The following is a 17,121-nucleotide window of genomic DNA, read 5'->3' as shown; positions in this document are numbered from 1 at the left end:
TTAACTGCTTAATTGCTCAACTGTTGACTGGGTTTCACCATGCTGCCTTCTATCGAACAACGACTCGCCCTTGAACTCGCCGCCAAGCCGGTTCAGGTCGCTGCCGCCATCGCCTTGCTGGACGAAGGTGCCACCGTTCCCTTCATCGCCCGCTATCGCAAGGAAGTCACCGGCGGACTGGACGATGTCCAACTGCGTCTGCTGGAAGAACGTCTGCGTTATCTGCGCGAGCTGGAAAGCCGCCGCGCCGCGATCATCGCCTCCATCGAAGAGCAGGGCAAGATGACGCCCGTGCTGCTGGACGCCATCACCCACGCGGAAGACAAGACCCGCCTGGAAGACCTCTACCTGCCCTACAAGCCCAAGCGCCGCACCAAGGCCCAGATCGCCGCCGAAGCCGGCCTGACCGACCTGGCCGATGCGCTCCTGAATGACCCGACCCTGAATCCGGAAGAAGAAGCGGCCAAGTTCATCAAGCCCGCCTTCACCACCGACAACGGCGACAACCCCGGCGTGCCTGATACCAAGGCTGCCCTGGATGGCGCGCGCCAGATCCTCATGGAGCGCTTCTCGGAAGATGCCGAGCTGCTGCAAAGCCTGCGCGAATACCTCACCGAGCATGGCGTGGTCGAATCCAAGGTGATCGAGGGCAAGCAGGATGCCGGTGAAAAATTCGCCGACTATTTCGATTACTCCGAGACCTATTCCACCATCCCCTCGCACCGTGCGCTGGCGCTGTTCCGTGGCCGCCGCGAAGAGATGTTGAACGTCATCCTGCGCCTGGATACCGAAGAAGAGAAGCCGAAGTGGGATGCCCCGCACAATCCCTGCGAAGGTCGCATTGCTTCACGTTTCGGTGTGTCCAACAAGGGCCGTCCGGCCGACAAGTGGCTCTCCGACACGGTGCGCTGGGCCTGGCGCGTGAAAGTCTTCATGCACCTCGAAACCGAGCTGATGACCAATCTGCGCGAGAAGGCCGAGGCCGAAGCCATCAACGTCTTCGCCCGCAACCTGAAGGATCTGCTGCTGGCTGCACCGGCCGGCCCGCGTTCGACCATGGGTCTGGACCCCGGCCTGCGTACCGGCGTGAAGGTCGCCATCGTGGACGCCACCGGCAAGGTCGTGGCCACCGACACCATCTATCCGCACCAGCCGCGCAATGACTGGAACGGTTCGCTGCACACCCTGTCGCAACTGGCCGAGAAGCACAATGTCTCGCTGATCTCGATCGGCAACGGCACCGCCTCGCGTGAAACCGACAAGCTGGCCCAGGACCTCATCAAGCTGCGCCCGGAGCTCAAGCTCACCAAGATCGTGGTATCCGAAGCGGGCGCATCCGTGTATTCGGCCTCCGAATTCGCCTCCAAGGAATTGCCTGACCTGGACGTGTCGCTGCGTGGCGCGGTCTCGATTGCGCGCCGCCTGCAGGATCCGCTGGCCGAGCTGGTCAAGATCGATCCCAAGTCCATCGGCGTGGGCCAGTACCAGCACGACGTGAGCCAGTCGCAACTGGCGCGCTCGCTGGATGCCGTGGTCGAGGACTGCGTCAACGCGGTTGGGGTCGATGTGAACACCGCTTCCGCGCCGCTGCTGGCGCGCGTCTCAGGACTGAACGCCAGCGTGGCACAGAGCATCGTGTCTTATCGGGATATGAAGGGTATGTTCAATTCGCGCGCAGCCCTGCGCGAGGTGCCGCGCCTGGGCGAGAAGACCTTCGAGCAGGCGGCCGGCTTCCTGCGCGTGATGAATGGGGAGAACCCGCTGGATGCCTCGGCAGTCCACCCGGAATCCTATCCGCTGGTGGAAAAGATCCTGGCCGACATCAAGAAGGATGTGAAGAGCGTGTTGGGCCAGACCTCGCTGCTCAAGGGCTTGTCTCCGGCCAAGTATGCCGACGAGAAGTTCGGTGTGCCCACCGTCACCGACATCCTGAAGGAGCTCGACAAGCCGGGCCGCGACCCGCGTCCTGAATTCACCACCGCGACCTTCAAGGAAGGCGTGGAAGAGATCAAGGACCTGCGCGTGGACATGATCCTGGAAGGCGTGGTCACCAACGTGGCGGCCTTCGGTGCCTTCGTCGACATCGGCGTGCATCAGGATGGCCTGGTCCACATCTCGGCGCTGTCCAACAGCTACGTGAAGGACCCGCACACCGTGGTCAAGGCGGGCCAGGTGGTCAAGGTCAAGGTGCTGGAAGTGGACGAGAAGCGCAAGCGCATCGCCCTGACCATGCGCCTGAACGACACCGCGCCTGCCCCGGGCGCGCGCAACGAACAGCGCGGTGATCGCACCGATTCGCGCCGTCTGTCGCAACACCAGAACCAGCGCGGGCGTGAGCAGGCACCGGCCAACAATGCGATGGCGGCGGCGTTTGCCAAGTTGCGTGGGTGATGTGATCGATTGATGGGCGTGTGATCGGCCTCCGCGTTTGTGGATGTTCATGCCCATACCTGCCGTACCGTGCTGCTAGGTAGGGAAGATGGCTGCTCCTGACGGGAGCAGTTTTTTTTGCGGCTGTTCACCATGTGCACTTCAGCGTGTTCATCTTCTCCAACTATTTTTAGTTTTGGAAGGTAAAGCATCGCTTCTGCTAGGGCTCATCTCCTCTTTCATTACTATGGCTGCCCGCCTATGCGCAGTCTGTCGATGAGATGACACAGCGTTGCATCCTCTCATCCAGACCATGCGCTTCAATATGTCAAGGAGCGTGATTTGGAATCAAGGTCCGTGTATCAACTCGATCATCCCCGTCTGCTGAAGGCCTTGCTTGCCTTCATCGCCTTCGGTACTTTCAATACCATCTTGCGCCTGATCATGAGGCGGTTCGGTCCGCCGATCGGTTTCGATGTTCTGCTGCTCCTTGTGATCGCCGCCATACCGTGGATTCATTACCTCCATCCCAGCCGGATCGGCGCCGTGGTGATGAAGATACTGTGCGTGATCCAGGCCGCGGCCAGCGCGGTTGAGCTCTTTCTCATCTTCGAGCCGGAATTCCAATTTTCCGGTGGCCCCGGAAAATGGCTGTTCTTCTTCGCGGCCCAGATTCTCTCCCTGGTCTTTCACTGTCTGTTGTTCAGGGCCGTCAACGTCCATGCGCAGAACAGCGGCTTTGACGAGACAGCCGAATGGCTCGATGGCCTCTCCAAAGACCGATAAAAAAAACGGCCGCACGTTGGCGACCGTCAGCAGGGTGATGTCCAGCTTGGCGCCGGATCGCATCACGCGCTGGTACTGATCCGCGTCTGGCTCACCGAGACGGAAATGCTCACCGTCGTCTCGCTGGCCACCAGCGTGCCGCCCTGTCCATCCGCATTGCCATGGCTGCCGGTGCCATCCTCACCCTCCTGCTTGCCGCCCTTGACCTTGTTGATGAAGTCGCCCAGCGCCTTTTGAACCAGGTCGTAGGTCTTGTCGATGTTGCCGGCGATGTCACCCTGCAGCACGTTGAGACTATCGAGAATGCCGCGGGCTTCCTTGAAGCCCTGGTCGACGCCCTTGAAGATGAGATTCATGTAGTCATCGATGTTGCTGGCGTCTTCCTTGTCCGGGTTGTTCTGCTTGAAGAGGTCGAACATGTTGGTGATGAAGGAAACGATACGCCCGGCCGTGGCCTCGGGCGAATTGTCTTGCGTTGCCGCCGTCTGGATTGCGTTGTCGCCCAGCTGCGGGCGCAGGATGTCGTTGATGTTCTCGATGGCCGTCTTGTAGACCAGTGACAGCGGATCGTTCTGCGTCTGCAGCGACACCTCCAGCGATGATTGCACGATGGACAGGTTGAACTGGGCCTTGGCACCACTCACGGTGAGCAGGTTGGCTTGCTTGGCCTGGGCGATCTTGTCGCTGCTGGCGCTGTCGTCCGAGGTCGCGGACAGCTGGTCGTTGCCAGACGCCCCTGCAGAGCTCGACGAGGGGGAAGCGGAGGTGGTGGGCAGCAGGGACTTGGTGTCCACGCCGGTGGTGTTGCCGATTGCCATGACGGTCTCCTGAAAAAGAAAGGGGATCCGGGCATCAAGGGGGAGACGGATCCACGGAAGCGAAACTGCGCACCATGCGCATCCACTCCATTGCTGCATAACGGCCCGTTCAAAGCGGACTTGATGTTGACAGAAATTTACATCCTTCAGTTTCTGGGGCAGTTCGTTGACAAGTCTGCATTGCATTCGCGCAATCTTTCGAAGAGCCTTGCTGGAAAAGGATTTGCGGCGATACCGTGCGTGCCGTCGGGCGGCCTGAGATGGGCACAGGCAATCAAGAAAAAATGTAACGAAATGTGCGCAAGTTGCTGGCAGCGGGATTTCAATTGCAGTGAGGTAATGAAATCGTGCTGGCAGCAAGACAATGAGCGCGCACGGATGAGCTGAACGAAAACGCAACGTCTCGAGACACTGCGTTCAACGTGGGCTTTGCACCCACTCGCTCACGCCTCACTCCATCACGAACAGGCGTCGATGTTCGCGGATGGCATAGCGATCCGTCATGCCCGCGATGTAGTCGGCCACCTTGCGCGCCTGCTTGTCCAGCCGTTGGGTTTCATCGACGATGCCCTTGACCTGATAATCCGGCGGCAGCAGGTTGGGCTGGCCGATGAAGGTGTCGAACATCTCGGCGATGATGCGGCGTGCCTTGGCGGTCATGCGGTTGACCTGGTAATGGCGGTAGAGCTTCTCGCGCAGGAATTTCTTCAGGATGGCGGCTTCGGCAGCCATGGCATCGGAGAAGGCGATCAACTGCGGTGCATTGCGTACATCTTCGATGTCGCGCGGTGCGATCTCGGCGATGCGGCTGCGCGAGGTCTGGTTCAGATCGATGATGAGTGCATTGATCATGCGACGCACCGTCTCATGAATGACGCGACGGCCAGTGATGCCGGGGTAGGTCTGTTCGACCTCGCGCAGATGGCGCGCGAAGAAATCGACTTCGCTCATCAGTTCCATGGTCAGCAGTCCGGAACGCAGGCCATCGTCGATGTCGTGATTGTTGTAGGCGATCTCGTCGGCCAGGTTGGCCAGTTGCGCTTCCAGCGAAGGCTGTTTCTTTTCCAGGAAACGCACGCCGATCTCGCCCAGCTGCCGGGCATTGTGCAGGGAGCAGTGCTTGAGGATGCCCTCGCGCGTCTCGAAGGTGAGGTTCAGGCCATCGAAGGCAGCGTAGTGCTGCTCCAGTTCATCGACCACGCGCAGGCTCTGCAGGTTGTGCTCGAAGCCGCCGTGATGCTTCATGCAGTGGTTCAGCTCGTCCTGCCCGGCATGACCGAAGGGAGTGTGGCCCAGGTCGTGTGCCAGCGAGATGGCTTCCACCAGGTCTTCGTTCAGTTGCAGGTTGCGCGCGCACGAACGGGCGATCTGTGCGACTTCGATGCTGTGGGTCAGGCGCGTACGGAAAAGGTCGCCCTCATGATTGACGAAGACCTGCGTCTTGTATTCGAGACGGCGGAAGGCGGTGGAGTGGACGATGCGGTCACGGTCGCGCTGGAACTCGCTGCGCGATCCGGGCGGGGTTTCACTGTAGCGCCGACCTCGCGAACTTGCCGAGTGGGCGGCATAGGGGGCGAGATGGTCAGGCGCTTCAGTGTGCATGTTCATGCTCCGGTGCAGGCCGCCAGGGTTTGCAAGAGCAACTCCTGCGGCGCGTTGGTAATCAGAGGACTGCCCAGCGGCTTGATCAGGATGAACTTGATCGCGCCACCTTCATTCTTTTTGTCCACTTCCATGAGGTCCAGCCAGCGTTCCGTGCCCAGGTCGGGAGCCACGGTGGGCAGGCCGGCGGCGGCGGTCACGGCACGAATGCGTTCGCACGTGGCGGCATCGATGTAGCCCAGGCGCTGCGACAGGTCCGCCGCCATCACCATGCCACAGCCCACCGCTTCACCATGCAGCCACTGACCATAACCAAGGCCATTCTCGATGGCGTGGCCGAAGGTGTGGCCGAAGTTGAGGATGGCGCGCAGGCCACCTTCGCGCTCGTCCTGGCGCACCACCTCGGCCTTGATCTCGCAGGAGCGCTGGATGGCATAGGCCAGGGCGGCGTCATCCTTGGAGACCAGGCGCGCCATATTGGTTTCGATCCAGTCGAAGAAGGGCGCATCGATGATGGCGCCGTGCTTGATGACTTCGGCTATGCCGGCCGCCAGCTCGCGCGGAGGCAGGGTGTGCAGGGTGGCGGTATCGGCGATGACGGCCTGCGGCTGGTAGAAGGCCCCGATCATGTTCTTGCCCAGCGGATGATTGATGCCGGTCTTGCCGCCGACCGACGAATCCACCTGCGAGAGCAAGGTCGTGGGCACTTGCACGAAGGGCACGCCGCGCATGTAGGAGGCCGCGGCAAAGCCGGTGAGGTCGCCGATCACGCCGCCACCCAGCGCGACCAGAGTGGTCTTGCGATCACACTTGTCGGCCAGCAGACGATCAAAGATCTTCATCAGGCTGGCCCAGTTCTTCTCCTCTTCGCCATCGGGCAGCACGATTTCGGTGACCTGCTTGCCGGCTGCGCGCAGGGCCTGCGCTACCTTGTCCAGGTAGAGCGGGCCGACCTTGTCATTGGTAACGATGGCCACGCGCTTGCCCTTGACGTATTGCGGCAGCAGGGTGGGGTCGTCCAGCAGCCCGCGGCCGATGTGGATGGGATAGCTGCGCTCGCCCAGGTCGACGTTGAGGGTCAGGGAGGCGATCGTGGTGGCGGCGGAGGCGATGTTCTGGTTCATGCTGCGAAGGCTGGGTTCGGCGCTGGCAGCGCCATGAAGGATCTGGGTGGAATGACTGCGCGAGAGTGTGGTGGTGCCATCGGCAGCCTGGGTCAGGACTGCGCTGGCGGTTTCCAGGACGATGGTTTCCTCAGGTGCCGGTACCGCTTGCCAGGCACCTTCCTTGGGCGAGAGTTCCAGGTGGCTGATGATGGTCTGTACCAGGAACTGCACATTGGGCCGGTTGGTCTCGACCACGAAGTCGGCCACTTCGCGATACAGCGGATCGCGCTGGCGCGACAGCTCTTCGAGCTTGCGGCGCGGGTCGGCGGTTTGCAGCAGCGGACGGTTCTTGTCGCGCCCGGTGCGTTGCAGGATCTGGTTGATGCTGGCACGCAGGTAGACGACGGTGCCGCCTTTCTTGAGATTCTCGCGATTCTCGGCACGCAGGATCGCACCGCCGCCCGTGGCCAGCACGATGTCGGGCTGGGCTGCGAGCTCGCGGATGACCTCGGCTTCGCGGCGACGGAAGTTCTCCTCGCCCTCGATCTCGAAGATCACCGGGATGGTGGCGCCGGTCCGCGCTTCGATCTCGTGGTCCGAATCGACGAAACGCTTGTTCAGCTTTTTGGCCAGGGCCCGGCCTATGGTGGTCTTGCCGGCTCCCATCAGGCCGACAAGGAAGATGCTTCCCGTCATATCTAAGAATTCTGCGCTTTGCGCTACTGGCCAATGTCATGGCGCCGCACGTCTGCCGGCACGGTCGCCTGCCGCCCGGTGGACGGCTGTGTTGCCCGCTGCTGGCGGGCTCGCGCCCGGCGCCACGGGCCTGGAACAGCGATTTTACCGTTCTTTGCCCCGCCACCGGGGAAAAATCCCGTGGTCAGGGCCTTGCGGCTCAATACGGGCGCGGCGCGGCGACGATGCGTGGGGTCAGGAAGATCAGCAGTTCAGTCTTGTCCCGCACCTTGCTCTGGCTGCGAAACAGCGCCCCCAGCACCGGGATGTCGCCCAGCAGCGGCACCCGCGTCTCATGGTCATTGTCGGTCTGGGTATAGATGCCGCCGATGACGACCGTGCCGCCATCCTCCACCTGGACCTTGGTCTTGATGTGCTTGGTGTTGATGGCCAGTCCGCCGGGCGTGACGCTGCCCCGGCTGTCCTTGTTGACGTCCACATCGAGGATGACGTTGCCATCCGGCGTGATCTGGGGGGTGACCTCCAGCTTCAGGTTGGCTTTCTTGAAGGCGGTGGCGGTGCTGCCGTTACCGGCGGCTTGCTGGTAGGGAATTTCTTCGCCCTGTTCGATCAGCGCGGCCTGCTGGTCGGCGGTGACCAGGCGCGGGCTGGAGACGATCTTGCCGCGGCCTTCGGCCTCCAGCGCCGACAATTCGATGTTGAGAAAGCGCTGCGCGGCGGCATTGAAGAGGGTGAAGGCGAAGCTGCCGGGGGCGGCACCGCTGAGTCCATCGGCAGGCAAGTTCAGGGCCGGTTCGCGCAGGTACAGATCAGGTGTGGCGGGTGTCTGGCCGCTGCGCTCGCCGATGGCGGCGTAGCCATTGCCCACGGCGGCCCCGCGGGTGGTGGCGGCCAGCCCGAGCTTGACGCCCAGGTTGCGCGAGAAACTGTCATCGGCTTCCACGATGCGGGCTTCGATCAGGACCTGGCGGGAGGCCACGTCGATGCGCTCGATCAGCTTGCGTACGTTGGCCAGCACGGCCAGGGTATCGGTGACCAGCAACTGGTTTGTATGGCCGTCGATCATGGCGCTGCCCCGTCGCGAGAGCAGGGCGTTGCGGCGATTGGCCTGGGTGCTGCCGTCTTCGCCGATGCCCAGCGCCTTGCGCAAGGTATCGGCGCGCTGGTAATTGAGCTGGAAGCTTTCGGCGTGCAGTGGTTCGAGGTCGGCGATGCTGGCCTTCTGCTCCAGCTCCAGGCGTTCGCGCGCGAGCATCTCGTCGCGTGGCGCAACCCAGAGGACCTCGCCGTGGCGTCGCATTTCCAGCCCCCTGGCCTGCAGGATCAGATCCAGCACCTGGTCCCAGGGCAGATCCTTGAGGCGCAGGCTCAACTGTCCCGTGACCGTGTCACTGGCCATGATGTTCACACCGCCCTGCTCGGCCAGCACTTGCAGGGCGGTGCGCACGTCAATGTTCTGGAAGTTCAACGAGAGCCGCTGCCCGCCATAGGTCTTGCCCTCCTGCAAGCCCGTCTCCGCGCTCCTGCCGCCAGCGCCCGGACTGACCGGCAGGACATCGATCATCAGCTGCCGCCGGGTCTGGTAAGCCTGGTAGCGCCACGCGCCCTGCATCTCCAGCACCAGGCGGGCGCCGTCCTGATGGCCAAGTACCCGGTATTGCTGGACCGGCGTACCCAACTGGCCGGTCTCCACCTGCCGCCGCAAGGCCAGCGGTACCTTGGCTCCGGCGATGTCGACGATCAGGCGTGAGCCCAGCTGGCGTACCTGCACGGTGTGTTCGTTGCCGCCCAGTTCCACTGTCATGCGCGCCTCGCCCAGTGGGCCACGGCGCAGCTCAATCGATTGCAGCGCGACCGGATCCGCCGCAGGACGCTGCGCCAGTTCCACCATCAGACGATCCCCATCGGCGCGCAGTTGATAGGTGACGGCCTGCTTGAGCGAAACCTGAAGGCGCAGCCGCTCATCATCGGCGGCGAGCTGGATGCGCCTGACCAGACCGCTGCCGGCCAGAGTGCGGGCAAGCGTGTCGACGGCGCTGGTCCGTGGCAGGTCCAGCACCAGTTGCGGTGGATTGATCAGATGGAAGGTCCCGATTTGTGCCGGGTCCATCGGTGCCTGCAGCCGCAGTTCCAGCATCGTGCCGTAGGCACCCGGATGCAGGTGCAGGGACAGCAGTCGGTTCTCTGCGCTGGCAAGCTGGCTCACCAGCAGGGCGAGCAGGAGCAGGATCATCTTCATGGGGATACTCCGGGTCGGATCAGGCGGCGCCGGACGCTGCGCATCGGCCCGCGGGTCGGGGCCAGGCGCGTCGCCGCCATCGTTGGCGCACTGGCCGTCGGCAGGCTGGCCATGGTCATGGTCTGGCGGGCACCGTCTTCCCGGCCCATATCGATTTCCTCTTCACGCACCGCCAGCACCCGGCCCAGGCTGCCGGGCAGCTCGTCGCCGGTTTGCAACTGCCGGGTGCTCCCCTGCAGTTCGACGATGGCGATCCATTGCTGGTCGCGCCGCAGCGTGCCCAGCAGTCGCAGCTCGGGTGCCGGCGTCGGGACGGGTGGAGTGGCGGTGCCGGCCGCGGCCTGGTGCCCGCTGTGTTGCTCCTCGTCTTCATCGTCGCGGGCGTCAACATGGGAGATGGTCTGCCGGTGCGGGCTGGCGGGTGGGGCTTCTCTCAGCGCAAAGGGATCGGGCAAGTCCGCATGCTCGGCAGGCTGTGCGTCATCCGTCGCCGGTCCGGACAGTCCGGCAGCAGCCGGAAGGGGCAGGGGGGACGCGGGCCGCGCCTGCAGTTGCGCGATCCAGGCCCGCGTGGCCTGCACTTCATCGGGAGGATCGATGGTCAGCAACACGCCCCCCACGATCCCCGCCAGCGACAGCGGCAGCAAGACCAGCCAGGGCAGGCTCATGGTGCGGACTCCTTCGTGTCACCTCCGGAAACGAGAGCAGCCCCGGGGGCGCTCACGGTGGCATGTAGCTGCAGTATTGCCTGGTCGTCCTGTTCGCTCACGTTGATGTCGAGCCGCTCGAACAGCACCGGGAGGGGGAGGCTGCTGACCAGTTCGACGAAACGCAGCAGGCCGGCGTGGCTGCCGCGCAGTGCGATGGTGGCGGCCAGCTTGCCGCTGAGCGGTTTGAAGGATTCCAGTGTCAGTCCGCATTCACTGGCGCGACGGGCCAGCTTGGTGTGCAGCAGATCCGGCTGCAACTGGTCGGCCGACCATAACTGCGCCTGTTGTGCGGTCAGCTGCATGAGCAGCGCGCTTTCACGTGATCGCAGGGCAGGCTGCTGCGCCCGCTGCGTCAGTGCCGCCTGATACTGCGCACGCAAATCCTGCTGGCGCTGGCGCGCTGCCTGGCGGCTGTCTTCCAGATCGCTCACGGCCAGCAGCAGTCCACTGCCGGCGCATGACAGCGCCACCAGCAAGCACAGGGCCAGGCGCGCCAACCGGGGCCAGTGCGCCGGATGCGTGCGCCAGCGGACCTGGCTCACCGGACAGCTCCTTGCGCGGGCGACGGGGAGGGCTGCAAGGGGATGGCCAGGGTGAAGGCATAGGCACCGTCCTCAGCCTGCAGGTCATGCAGGGCGGTGCCGTCCAGTCCGGCGGCGTCGAGGGCGACGACAAAGTCGCGCACCGCCTGGGCGCTGGCGGCCTGCCCGCGCAACTCGCCGCGCTCCCCTTGCAACAGAAGCCGGTGCAGCCGGATTTGCCCGGGGGTGGACTGGGCCGCCTGCGCCGCGATTCGCATCAGGTGGGGAGCCTGCTGACGACGTCGGGTCAACTGCTGGTGCGCGGTGACCTGCTTTTCCAGCGCCGCAATCTGGTTGCGCAACGCGGCGCTTTGCCGGGCCTGGGGAGTCAGGGTGTGCAACTGTCCGGTCAGCAGCGCATTGGCCTCTTGCAGCGACGCCGTGTGCAGGCGAACGCGCCAGCCGGGCAGGGCTGCCAGCGCAGCGCCCAGTAGCAGGGCGCAGGCGAGCATCCGATAAAAGCCGCGCTCGCGCGCGCGCCGCCGCTGCGCCGGGGAGCGCGAAAAATCCATTCCGCATCTCATGCCAGTCCCTCCCATGCCAGGGCCAGGGCAAGCTGATAATCGGGCGGCATCTGCGCGGCGATCTGCGGAGCCAGCATCAACGCGGAAGGCGGGGCGGCTATCTGGGCATCGAGCCCGCCGTATTTGGCGAAGGCGCGGGCGATCGGCCCCAGGGCGGGATGGTCGCCGCTCAACAGCAGCCGGCGTGGCAAGGGCTTCAGCAGGGGCGCAGCGCAGGCCAGCAGCGCCAGGTGAGCGCCACGCGCGCTGACCTCGGGCAGGGCATGGCTGGGCCCATCACCATGCAGCAGCCAGCGCGCGTCGCGATCCAGTCGCAGTATGGCGGTCTGGTCGGTACGTCTGTCCTCACGCAGCCAGGCCGCCAGACACAGGTCTTCCGGCGCCAGCGTGGCCAGCGGGCGGGCGATGGCCGCGGCCAGCGACAGGCGGTCCTCGATGGCCAGGCGCGAAGCGGCCACCGCCAGTACCTGCCGGTCCAGCGGCGAGCCCGGCTGCGGGCCGAGCTCGCGGTAATCCAGTGCATGGTCCTCGGCACTGATGCCGTAGGCGGCCATCTCGGCGTGGACCTGCTGCTGCCGTTGCAGCGGATGGGCGTCGGCCGGCAGCACCAGGCGCTGGCCGGTGAGGCAGCGCGCCGGTACCGCCAGCGCGACGGCAGCGCCCTCGCAACCGGGTTCGTCCAGCAGGGAGCGACAGATCAGCGTCAGCGCCTCGAAATCGGTGATCTGCCCGTCCTGGCAGATCACCCCGCCGGTCAGCCGCTGGGTGAGCTTGAGCAGTTGCGCGCGCTGGCCGATGCGGCGCAGCAGCGCCAGTCGCACACGGTCGGGCGCGATGTCGAGGCCAGCGCACAGGCGTGGGTTGCTGCGACCAAAGAAGAGGGAGAAGCCTGCCATATGCCATTCTCATGCAAAGGGAAGCTTCGGATTCTCCGGCCTGTTCGGCAGGGTGGGAATAGCGAAAACTTGAGGAATGCCCGCCAATTTTCAGCAATTTGCCCCCAATGCCGCACTTCCCCGCATCCTGCCCGGAACCGGCCCGTTGTCCTTTGGTCTATTTGCAACACCTCGCCACGCGGCCCGTCAGGGCGAGCCGCTATAATGCGGGCTTGTTTCTTTCACCCGGCTCCGGCCCGCAGCTTCGGCCTGCTTTAACGCTTAATTCGAATGTCTTCCTCTTCCAACGGCGGCGATCAACGCAAACCGGCATCGGCGGATGCCCCCGCAGAAAAGGCGCCCCGCAAGCGCCTGCACTGGTCGCTGCGCATCATCCTGGGTTTGTTCGGTACCGTGCTGGGTCTGGTGGTGATGGTGATCCTGGGCGCGACCTTCGTCGTCGCCCTGACCTATCCCAAGCTGCCCGACCTCGATACGCTGACCGACTATCGTCCCAAGATCCCGCTGCGCATCTTCTCCGCCGATGGCGTGCTGATCGGCGAATTCGGCGAGGAGCGGCGCAACCTGGTCCACTTCAAGGACATCCCGGACATCATGAAGAAGGCCGTGCTGGCCATCGAGGATGACCGTTTCTATGAACACGGCGGCGTCGACTACCAGGGCATTGTGCGCGCCACCTTCTCCAACCTCTCCGGCGGCGGTGGCGGTGCTTCCACCATTACCCAGCAGGTGGCACGCAACTTCTTCCTGACCAGCAACGAGCCGACCTTCCTGCAGAAGGCGGTGCGCAAGTTCTTCTACGAGATCCCGCTGGCCTGGAAGATCGAGAACAACCTCACCAAGGACCAGATCCTCGAGGTCTACATGAACCAGATCTATCTGGGCCAGCGCGCCTACGGCTTCGCCTCGGCCGCCCAGATCTATTTCGGCAAGCAGCTCAAGGATCTCACCATCGCCGAGGCGGCCATGCTGGCCGGCCTGCCCAAGGCGCCCTCGGCCTACAATCCGGTGGTCAATCCCAAGCGTGCACATGCGCGCCAGCAGTACATCCTCTTGCGCATGCGCCAGCTGGGTTACATCACCGATGCGCAATACCAGCAAGCCAAGGATGAGGAGTTGCACGTCAAGGGCGACAGCTCGGCCTTCGGCATGCACGCCGAATACGTGGCCGAAATGGCGCGCCAGCTGGTCTACGCGCAGTACAAGGACGAGACCTACACGCGCGGCCTGAACGTCTTCACCACCATCACCAAGGCCGACCAGGACGCCGCCTACATCGCCCTGCGCCGTGGCATCATCGACTACGAGCGCCGTCATGGCTATCGGGGTCCGGAAGGCTACATGGACCTGCCCGAGAAGGCCACCAAGGAGGTCGTGGAAGATGCGGTGGCCGTGGAACTTGCCGATCACCCCGACAGTGACGACATGGTCTCGGCCGTGGTGCTGGAAGCCAAGCCCAAGGAAATCACCGCCATGCTGGCCACCGGCGAGGAGATCAGCATCTCCGGCGCCGGTCTGGGCTTTGGCGCCAACCTGCTGTCGGACAAGGCACCGCCGCAGAAGAAGATTCGTCGTGGCGCCATCATCCGGGTGTTCCAGGATGGCAGCAACTGGATCATCACCCAGATGCCGGAAGTGGAATCGGCCTTCGTCTCGGTGAATTCGCATGATGGTGCGATCCGTTCGCTGGTGGGCGGCTTCGACTTCAACCGCAACAAGTTCAACCACGTCACGCAGGCCTGGCGCCAGCCGGGTTCGTCCTTCAAGCCCTTCATCTATTCCTCCTCGCTGGAAAAGGGCTTGTCGCCGGCCACCATCATCAATGATGCGCCGCTGACCTTCACCCAGACCGGCGGCCAGGTATGGCAACCGAAGAACTACGGTGGCAAGTTCGAAGGTCCGATCTCCATGCGCCGCGCCTTGCAGAAGTCGATCAACCTGGTCTCCATCCGCATCCTCGAGCGGGTGGGTGTGAAGTATGCGCAGGAATACATCACCCGCTTCGGCTTCGATGCCGACAAGAATCCGCCCTACCTGACCCTGGCGCTGGGGGCGGGCAACGTCACGCCCTTGCAGATGGTGGGCGCGTACTCGGTGTTTGCCAACGGCGGCTACAAGATCAATCCCTACCTGATCACCAAGGTCACCGACAACAACGGCGAGGTGCTCTCCCAGGCCAAGCCGGCCACTGCCGACGATGAATCCAACCGCGTCATCGATGCCCGCAATGCCTTCATCATGGACAGCATGTTGCGCGACGTGGTACGTCATGGCACGGCCGTCAAGGCACTGTCGTTGAAGCGCACCGATCTGGCCGGCAAGACCGGTACCACCAACGATTCCATGGATGCCTGGTTCGCCGGCTATCAACCCGGCCTGACCGCCATTGCCTGGATCGGCTACGACCAGCCCAAGAGCCTGGGCGACCGCGAAACCGGTGGCGGCCTGGCTCTGCCGGTATGGATCAGCTACATGTCCAAGGCCCTCAAGGACGTGCCCAATGTGGACCGCAAGGTGCCGGATGGCGTGATCGAATCGGGCGGCGAGTACTACTATGCGGAGTTCCCGCCCAGCGCCATGGTGCGTGATCTGGGCATGGGCGATCGCGGTGGGATGACGCCGGAAGAAGAAAAGGCCAAGACGCAGATGAAGAACGAGCTGTTCTGATGTCTGATTTCCGGTTTTTGATTTCCGATGTTCGGATAAAAAATATAAACGATTTATATCATTTAAAATTTTTCCGCTGATCGTCGCTCCAAATGAAAACCGCCTGTTGCAAGACAGGCGGTTTTTTCATGGGCATCAATATTGTGCCAGCAGGATCAATCCTTTCCGGACACCGCATGGCTGATGCTGCGCATGGCCAGCAGGGTCAGCACTTCATCCTGCTCGGTGCCGTAGTCGCTGAGTTTGACGATCACCGTGCGCGTGGCCGGGTTGACGTAGATGTACTGGCCGAAGACGCCAATGGCCGAGAAGTCGCGATCATCGGCGTTGCCCGGCGGGATCCACCATCCATCGCGGTAGTCCAGGGCATTGCCGTTGTTGACCGGCTGGCGCGGTGCGGCAGCCCAGGCGGGGCTGACGATCTGTTGTTCACCGATGCGTCCGCCATCCAGGTACAGCAAGCCAAGACGGGCGAAGTCGCGCGCCGTGGTATTGAGACAGCAAAAGGCCTTCTCCACGCCATGGCGGGCGCTGTCGACGCTCCAACTGGCATCCTGTTCCATGCCCAGCGGTTCCCACAGCGCCTGCCGGGCGAAGTCGGACAGCCGCATGCCGGTAGCGCGCGCCAGTACGCGCGAGAGCACCAGCGTATCGATGCTGCGGTATTCGAAGCGTGAGCCGGGCGCAAAGCGCAGGCCGTCGCGGCGGGCGATGAATCGTTGCAGGTCGGTGCTGACGTACATGCGCACCACCGGCGAAGCGAGCGAGCCACCGTAGTTCTCTTCGACATCGATGCCCGAGCGCATGTCCAGCAACTGAGCGATGGTGATGTTGGCGTAGGCCGGCGCAATCTCGTCGGGCTTGAGATAGCGACCGATCGGTTCGTTCAGGGACTTGATCCTGCCCTGTTTCAGGGCCACGCCGGTCAGCGCCGAGACGAAGGACTTGGCCACCGAGAACGAGGCAAAGCGCGATTTGGCATCATAGCCATCGAGGTAGTGCTCGTAAATCACAATGCCATCCTGGATCACCACGAAGGCCTGGGTGGCCGTGCCCTTGATGAAGTCGATCAACGGCAGTCGCTTGCCGTCCTTCCAGGGCAGCTCCAGATCGAGCGTGCGCAGCGCCGTGGGTAGCGCTTGCGGATGGCTGGAGCGCGCAATCGGATTGGCCTCGAACACCTTGTAGCTCTGGCTGTGCGGGGTCAGGTCGAACTGCAGATCGATCAAGGTTGGCAGGCCGGGCAGGTCGGCAATGCGCCGACCGATCTCGGCGCCGGCCAGCAATAGCAGCAGCGCGGCGGCGCCGCGGGCGAGCAGGGTGGTGGTGCGGGTGCGGGGCATGGGGCTCGTTCCTGGGGTGGTGAGCCTATTGTGCCCGATCAGCCCGGGCTTTGGCTGGCCGCGTACTGTTGATAGCCGCGCGCCCGCAGTTCGCACGCCGGGCACTTGCCGCAGCCATGGCCCCAGTCATGCAGTTGGCCGCGTTCGCCCAGGTAGCAGGTGTGGGTATCGGCCCGGATCAGGTCCACCAGCGGCACACCGCCCAGCGATTCGGCCAGGGCCCAGGTCTGGGCCTTGTCGATCCACATCAGCGGTGTTTCCACCTTCAATTGCGTGGCCATGCCCAGATTCAGCGCCACCTGCAGGGCTTTCATGGTGTCGTCGCGGCAATCGGGATAGCCGGAGAAATCGGTCTCGCACATGCCGCCGACCAGTACGTTCAGGCCCCGGCGATAGGCCAGCGTGGCGGCCACGGTCATGAACAGCAGGTTGCGTCCGGGAACGAAGGTATTGGGCAGGCCATTGTCCTGCATGGCGATTTCGACATCGCGCGTCAATGCCGTGTCAGAGATCTTGCCGATGAGCGACAGGTCGATCATGTGATCCTCCCCCAGGCGCGTCTGCCATTGAGGCGAGAAACCTTTCATCTTCTCCAGCAGGGCCGGGCGTACTTCCAGTTCAATGGCATGGCGCTGGCCGTAGTCGAAGCCAATGGTTTCCACCCGCTGATAGCGCGACAGCGCCCAGGCCAGGCAGGTGGTGGAATCCTGGCCGCCGGAGAAGAGCACCAGGGCGCTCTGGGTGTTCAGGGTCGGGGCGATGGCGGGGGCAGCGGACATGGGC

13 protein-coding genes are annotated in these 17,121 nt (G+C 63.6%); 2 read left to right on the top strand and 11 right to left on the bottom strand.

The genetic code is table 11. The features are described 5' to 3' along the window. The first annotated feature begins 39 nt into the window (after window positions 1-39). Window positions 40-2,391 (top strand): Tex family protein, encoded by a 2,352-nt coding sequence (locus GWL_RS17490; protein WP_008332679.1) that lies wholly within the window; start codon window positions 40-42, stop codon window positions 2,389-2,391. A gap of 327 nt (window positions 2,392-2,718) precedes the next feature. Here the strand turns inward: GWL_RS17490 and GWL_RS23475 are convergent, their stop codons facing one another. The 9 genes from GWL_RS23475 to pilM form a co-directional block, all read right to left on the bottom strand. Next, window positions 2,719-3,219 (bottom strand): hypothetical protein, encoded by a 501-nt coding sequence (locus tag GWL_RS23475; protein ID WP_157174277.1) that lies wholly within the window; start codon window positions 3,217-3,219, stop codon window positions 2,719-2,721. Then, window positions 3,219-3,974: a DUF5610 domain-containing protein gene (locus tag GWL_RS17480; protein WP_008332676.1), complete on the bottom strand. Its 756-nt coding sequence runs from the start codon at window positions 3,972-3,974 to the stop codon at window positions 3,219-3,221. Before GWL_RS17480 ends, GWL_RS23475 begins: the two co-directional genes overlap by 1 nt. 450 nt (window positions 3,975-4,424) lie before the next feature. Then, on the bottom strand, window positions 4,425-5,576 hold the full coding sequence (locus GWL_RS17475) for a deoxyguanosinetriphosphate triphosphohydrolase (protein WP_034351432.1): 1,152 nt from the start codon (window positions 5,574-5,576) through the stop codon (window positions 4,425-4,427). 2 nt (window positions 5,577-5,578) lie between these two features. After that, complete coding sequence (gene aroKB / locus GWL_RS17470; RefSeq protein ID WP_008332674.1) at window positions 5,579-7,378, bottom strand: bifunctional shikimate kinase/3-dehydroquinate synthase AroKB; 1,800 nt, start codon at window positions 7,376-7,378, stop codon at window positions 5,579-5,581. Between the two features lie 199 nt (window positions 7,379-7,577). Then, window positions 7,578-9,617 (bottom strand): type IV pilus secretin PilQ, encoded by a 2,040-nt coding sequence (pilQ, locus tag GWL_RS17465; RefSeq protein WP_008332673.1) that lies wholly within the window; start codon window positions 9,615-9,617, stop codon window positions 7,578-7,580. Next, window positions 9,614-10,285, bottom strand: a complete 672-nt coding sequence (locus tag GWL_RS17460) for a hypothetical protein (protein WP_008332672.1) — start codon at window positions 10,283-10,285, stop codon at window positions 9,614-9,616. Before GWL_RS17460 ends, pilQ begins: the two co-directional genes overlap by 4 nt. Then, a complete protein-coding gene (gene pilO, locus GWL_RS17455; RefSeq protein WP_008332671.1) occupies window positions 10,282-10,869 on the bottom strand; it encodes a type 4a pilus biogenesis protein PilO in 588 nt (195 codons plus the stop codon). The genes GWL_RS17460 and pilO overlap by 4 nt, the downstream gene beginning before the upstream one ends. After that, on the bottom strand, window positions 10,866-11,420 hold the full coding sequence (locus GWL_RS17450) for a hypothetical protein (RefSeq protein ID WP_008332669.1): 555 nt from the start codon (window positions 11,418-11,420) through the stop codon (window positions 10,866-10,868). The genes pilO and GWL_RS17450 overlap by 4 nt, the downstream gene beginning before the upstream one ends. 8 nt (window positions 11,421-11,428) lie before the next feature. After that, complete coding sequence (gene pilM, locus GWL_RS17445) at window positions 11,429-12,328, bottom strand: pilus assembly protein PilM (protein WP_008332667.1); 900 nt, start codon at window positions 12,326-12,328, stop codon at window positions 11,429-11,431. A gap of 351 nt (window positions 12,329-12,679) precedes the next feature. Between pilM and GWL_RS17440 the strand changes: the two genes are divergently transcribed. Beyond that, window positions 12,680-14,995 (top strand): penicillin-binding protein 1A, encoded by a 2,316-nt coding sequence (locus tag GWL_RS17440; RefSeq protein WP_081486099.1) that lies wholly within the window; start codon window positions 12,680-12,682, stop codon window positions 14,993-14,995. A 155-nt stretch (window positions 14,996-15,150) separates the two neighbouring features. On the opposite strand, the gene GWL_RS17435 is transcribed toward GWL_RS17440, so the two are convergent. After that, the gene (locus tag GWL_RS17435) at window positions 15,151-16,338 is read right to left on the bottom strand and encodes a serine hydrolase (protein ID WP_008332662.1); all 1,188 of its coding nucleotides are present in this window, start codon (window positions 16,336-16,338) and stop codon (window positions 15,151-15,153) included. Window positions 16,339-16,376: 38 nt separating this feature from the next. Further along, window positions 16,377-17,117 carry a 7-cyano-7-deazaguanine synthase QueC gene (gene queC, locus GWL_RS17430; protein WP_008332659.1) on the bottom strand — a complete coding sequence of 247 codons (741 nt, stop codon included), beginning with the start codon at window positions 17,115-17,117 and terminating at the stop codon, window positions 16,377-16,379. Window positions 17,118-17,121: the final 4 nt, after the last annotated feature.

Source organism: Herbaspirillum sp. GW103 (assembly GCF_000261365.1).
Taxonomy (GTDB): domain Bacteria; phylum Pseudomonadota; class Gammaproteobacteria; order Burkholderiales; family Burkholderiaceae_D; genus Herbaspirillum.
This window is presented reverse-complemented; position numbering and strand designations above follow the sequence as displayed.

Coding starts and splice junctions, on each gene's coding strand:
- GWL_RS17460 (WP_008332672.1), bottom strand. CDS start 10,285: ATGAGCCTGCCCTGGCTGGTCTTGCTGCCGCTGTCGCTGGCGGGGATC.
- GWL_RS23475 (WP_157174277.1), bottom strand. CDS start 3,219: ATGCGATCCGGCGCCAAGCTGGACATCACCCTGCTGACGGTCGCCAAC.
- GWL_RS17435 (WP_008332662.1), bottom strand. CDS start 16,338: ATGCCCCGCACCCGCACCACCACCCTGCTCGCCCGCGGCGCCGCCGCG.
- queC (WP_008332659.1), bottom strand. CDS start 17,117: ATGTCCGCTGCCCCCGCCATCGCCCCGACCCTGAACACCCAGAGCGCC.
- GWL_RS17475 (WP_034351432.1), bottom strand. CDS start 5,576: ATGCACACTGAAGCGCCTGACCATCTCGCCCCCTATGCCGCCCACTCG.
- GWL_RS17490 (WP_008332679.1), top strand. CDS start 40: ATGCTGCCTTCTATCGAACAACGACTCGCCCTTGAACTCGCCGCCAAG.
- GWL_RS17480 (WP_008332676.1), bottom strand. CDS start 3,974: ATGGCAATCGGCAACACCACCGGCGTGGACACCAAGTCCCTGCTGCCC.
- GWL_RS17450 (WP_008332669.1), bottom strand. CDS start 11,420: ATGGATTTTTCGCGCTCCCCGGCGCAGCGGCGGCGCGCGCGCGAGCGC.
- pilQ (WP_008332673.1), bottom strand. CDS start 9,617: ATGAAGATGATCCTGCTCCTGCTCGCCCTGCTGGTGAGCCAGCTTGCC.
- pilM (WP_008332667.1), bottom strand. CDS start 12,328: ATGGCAGGCTTCTCCCTCTTCTTTGGTCGCAGCAACCCACGCCTGTGC.
- aroKB (WP_008332674.1), bottom strand. CDS start 7,378: ATGACGGGAAGCATCTTCCTTGTCGGCCTGATGGGAGCCGGCAAGACC.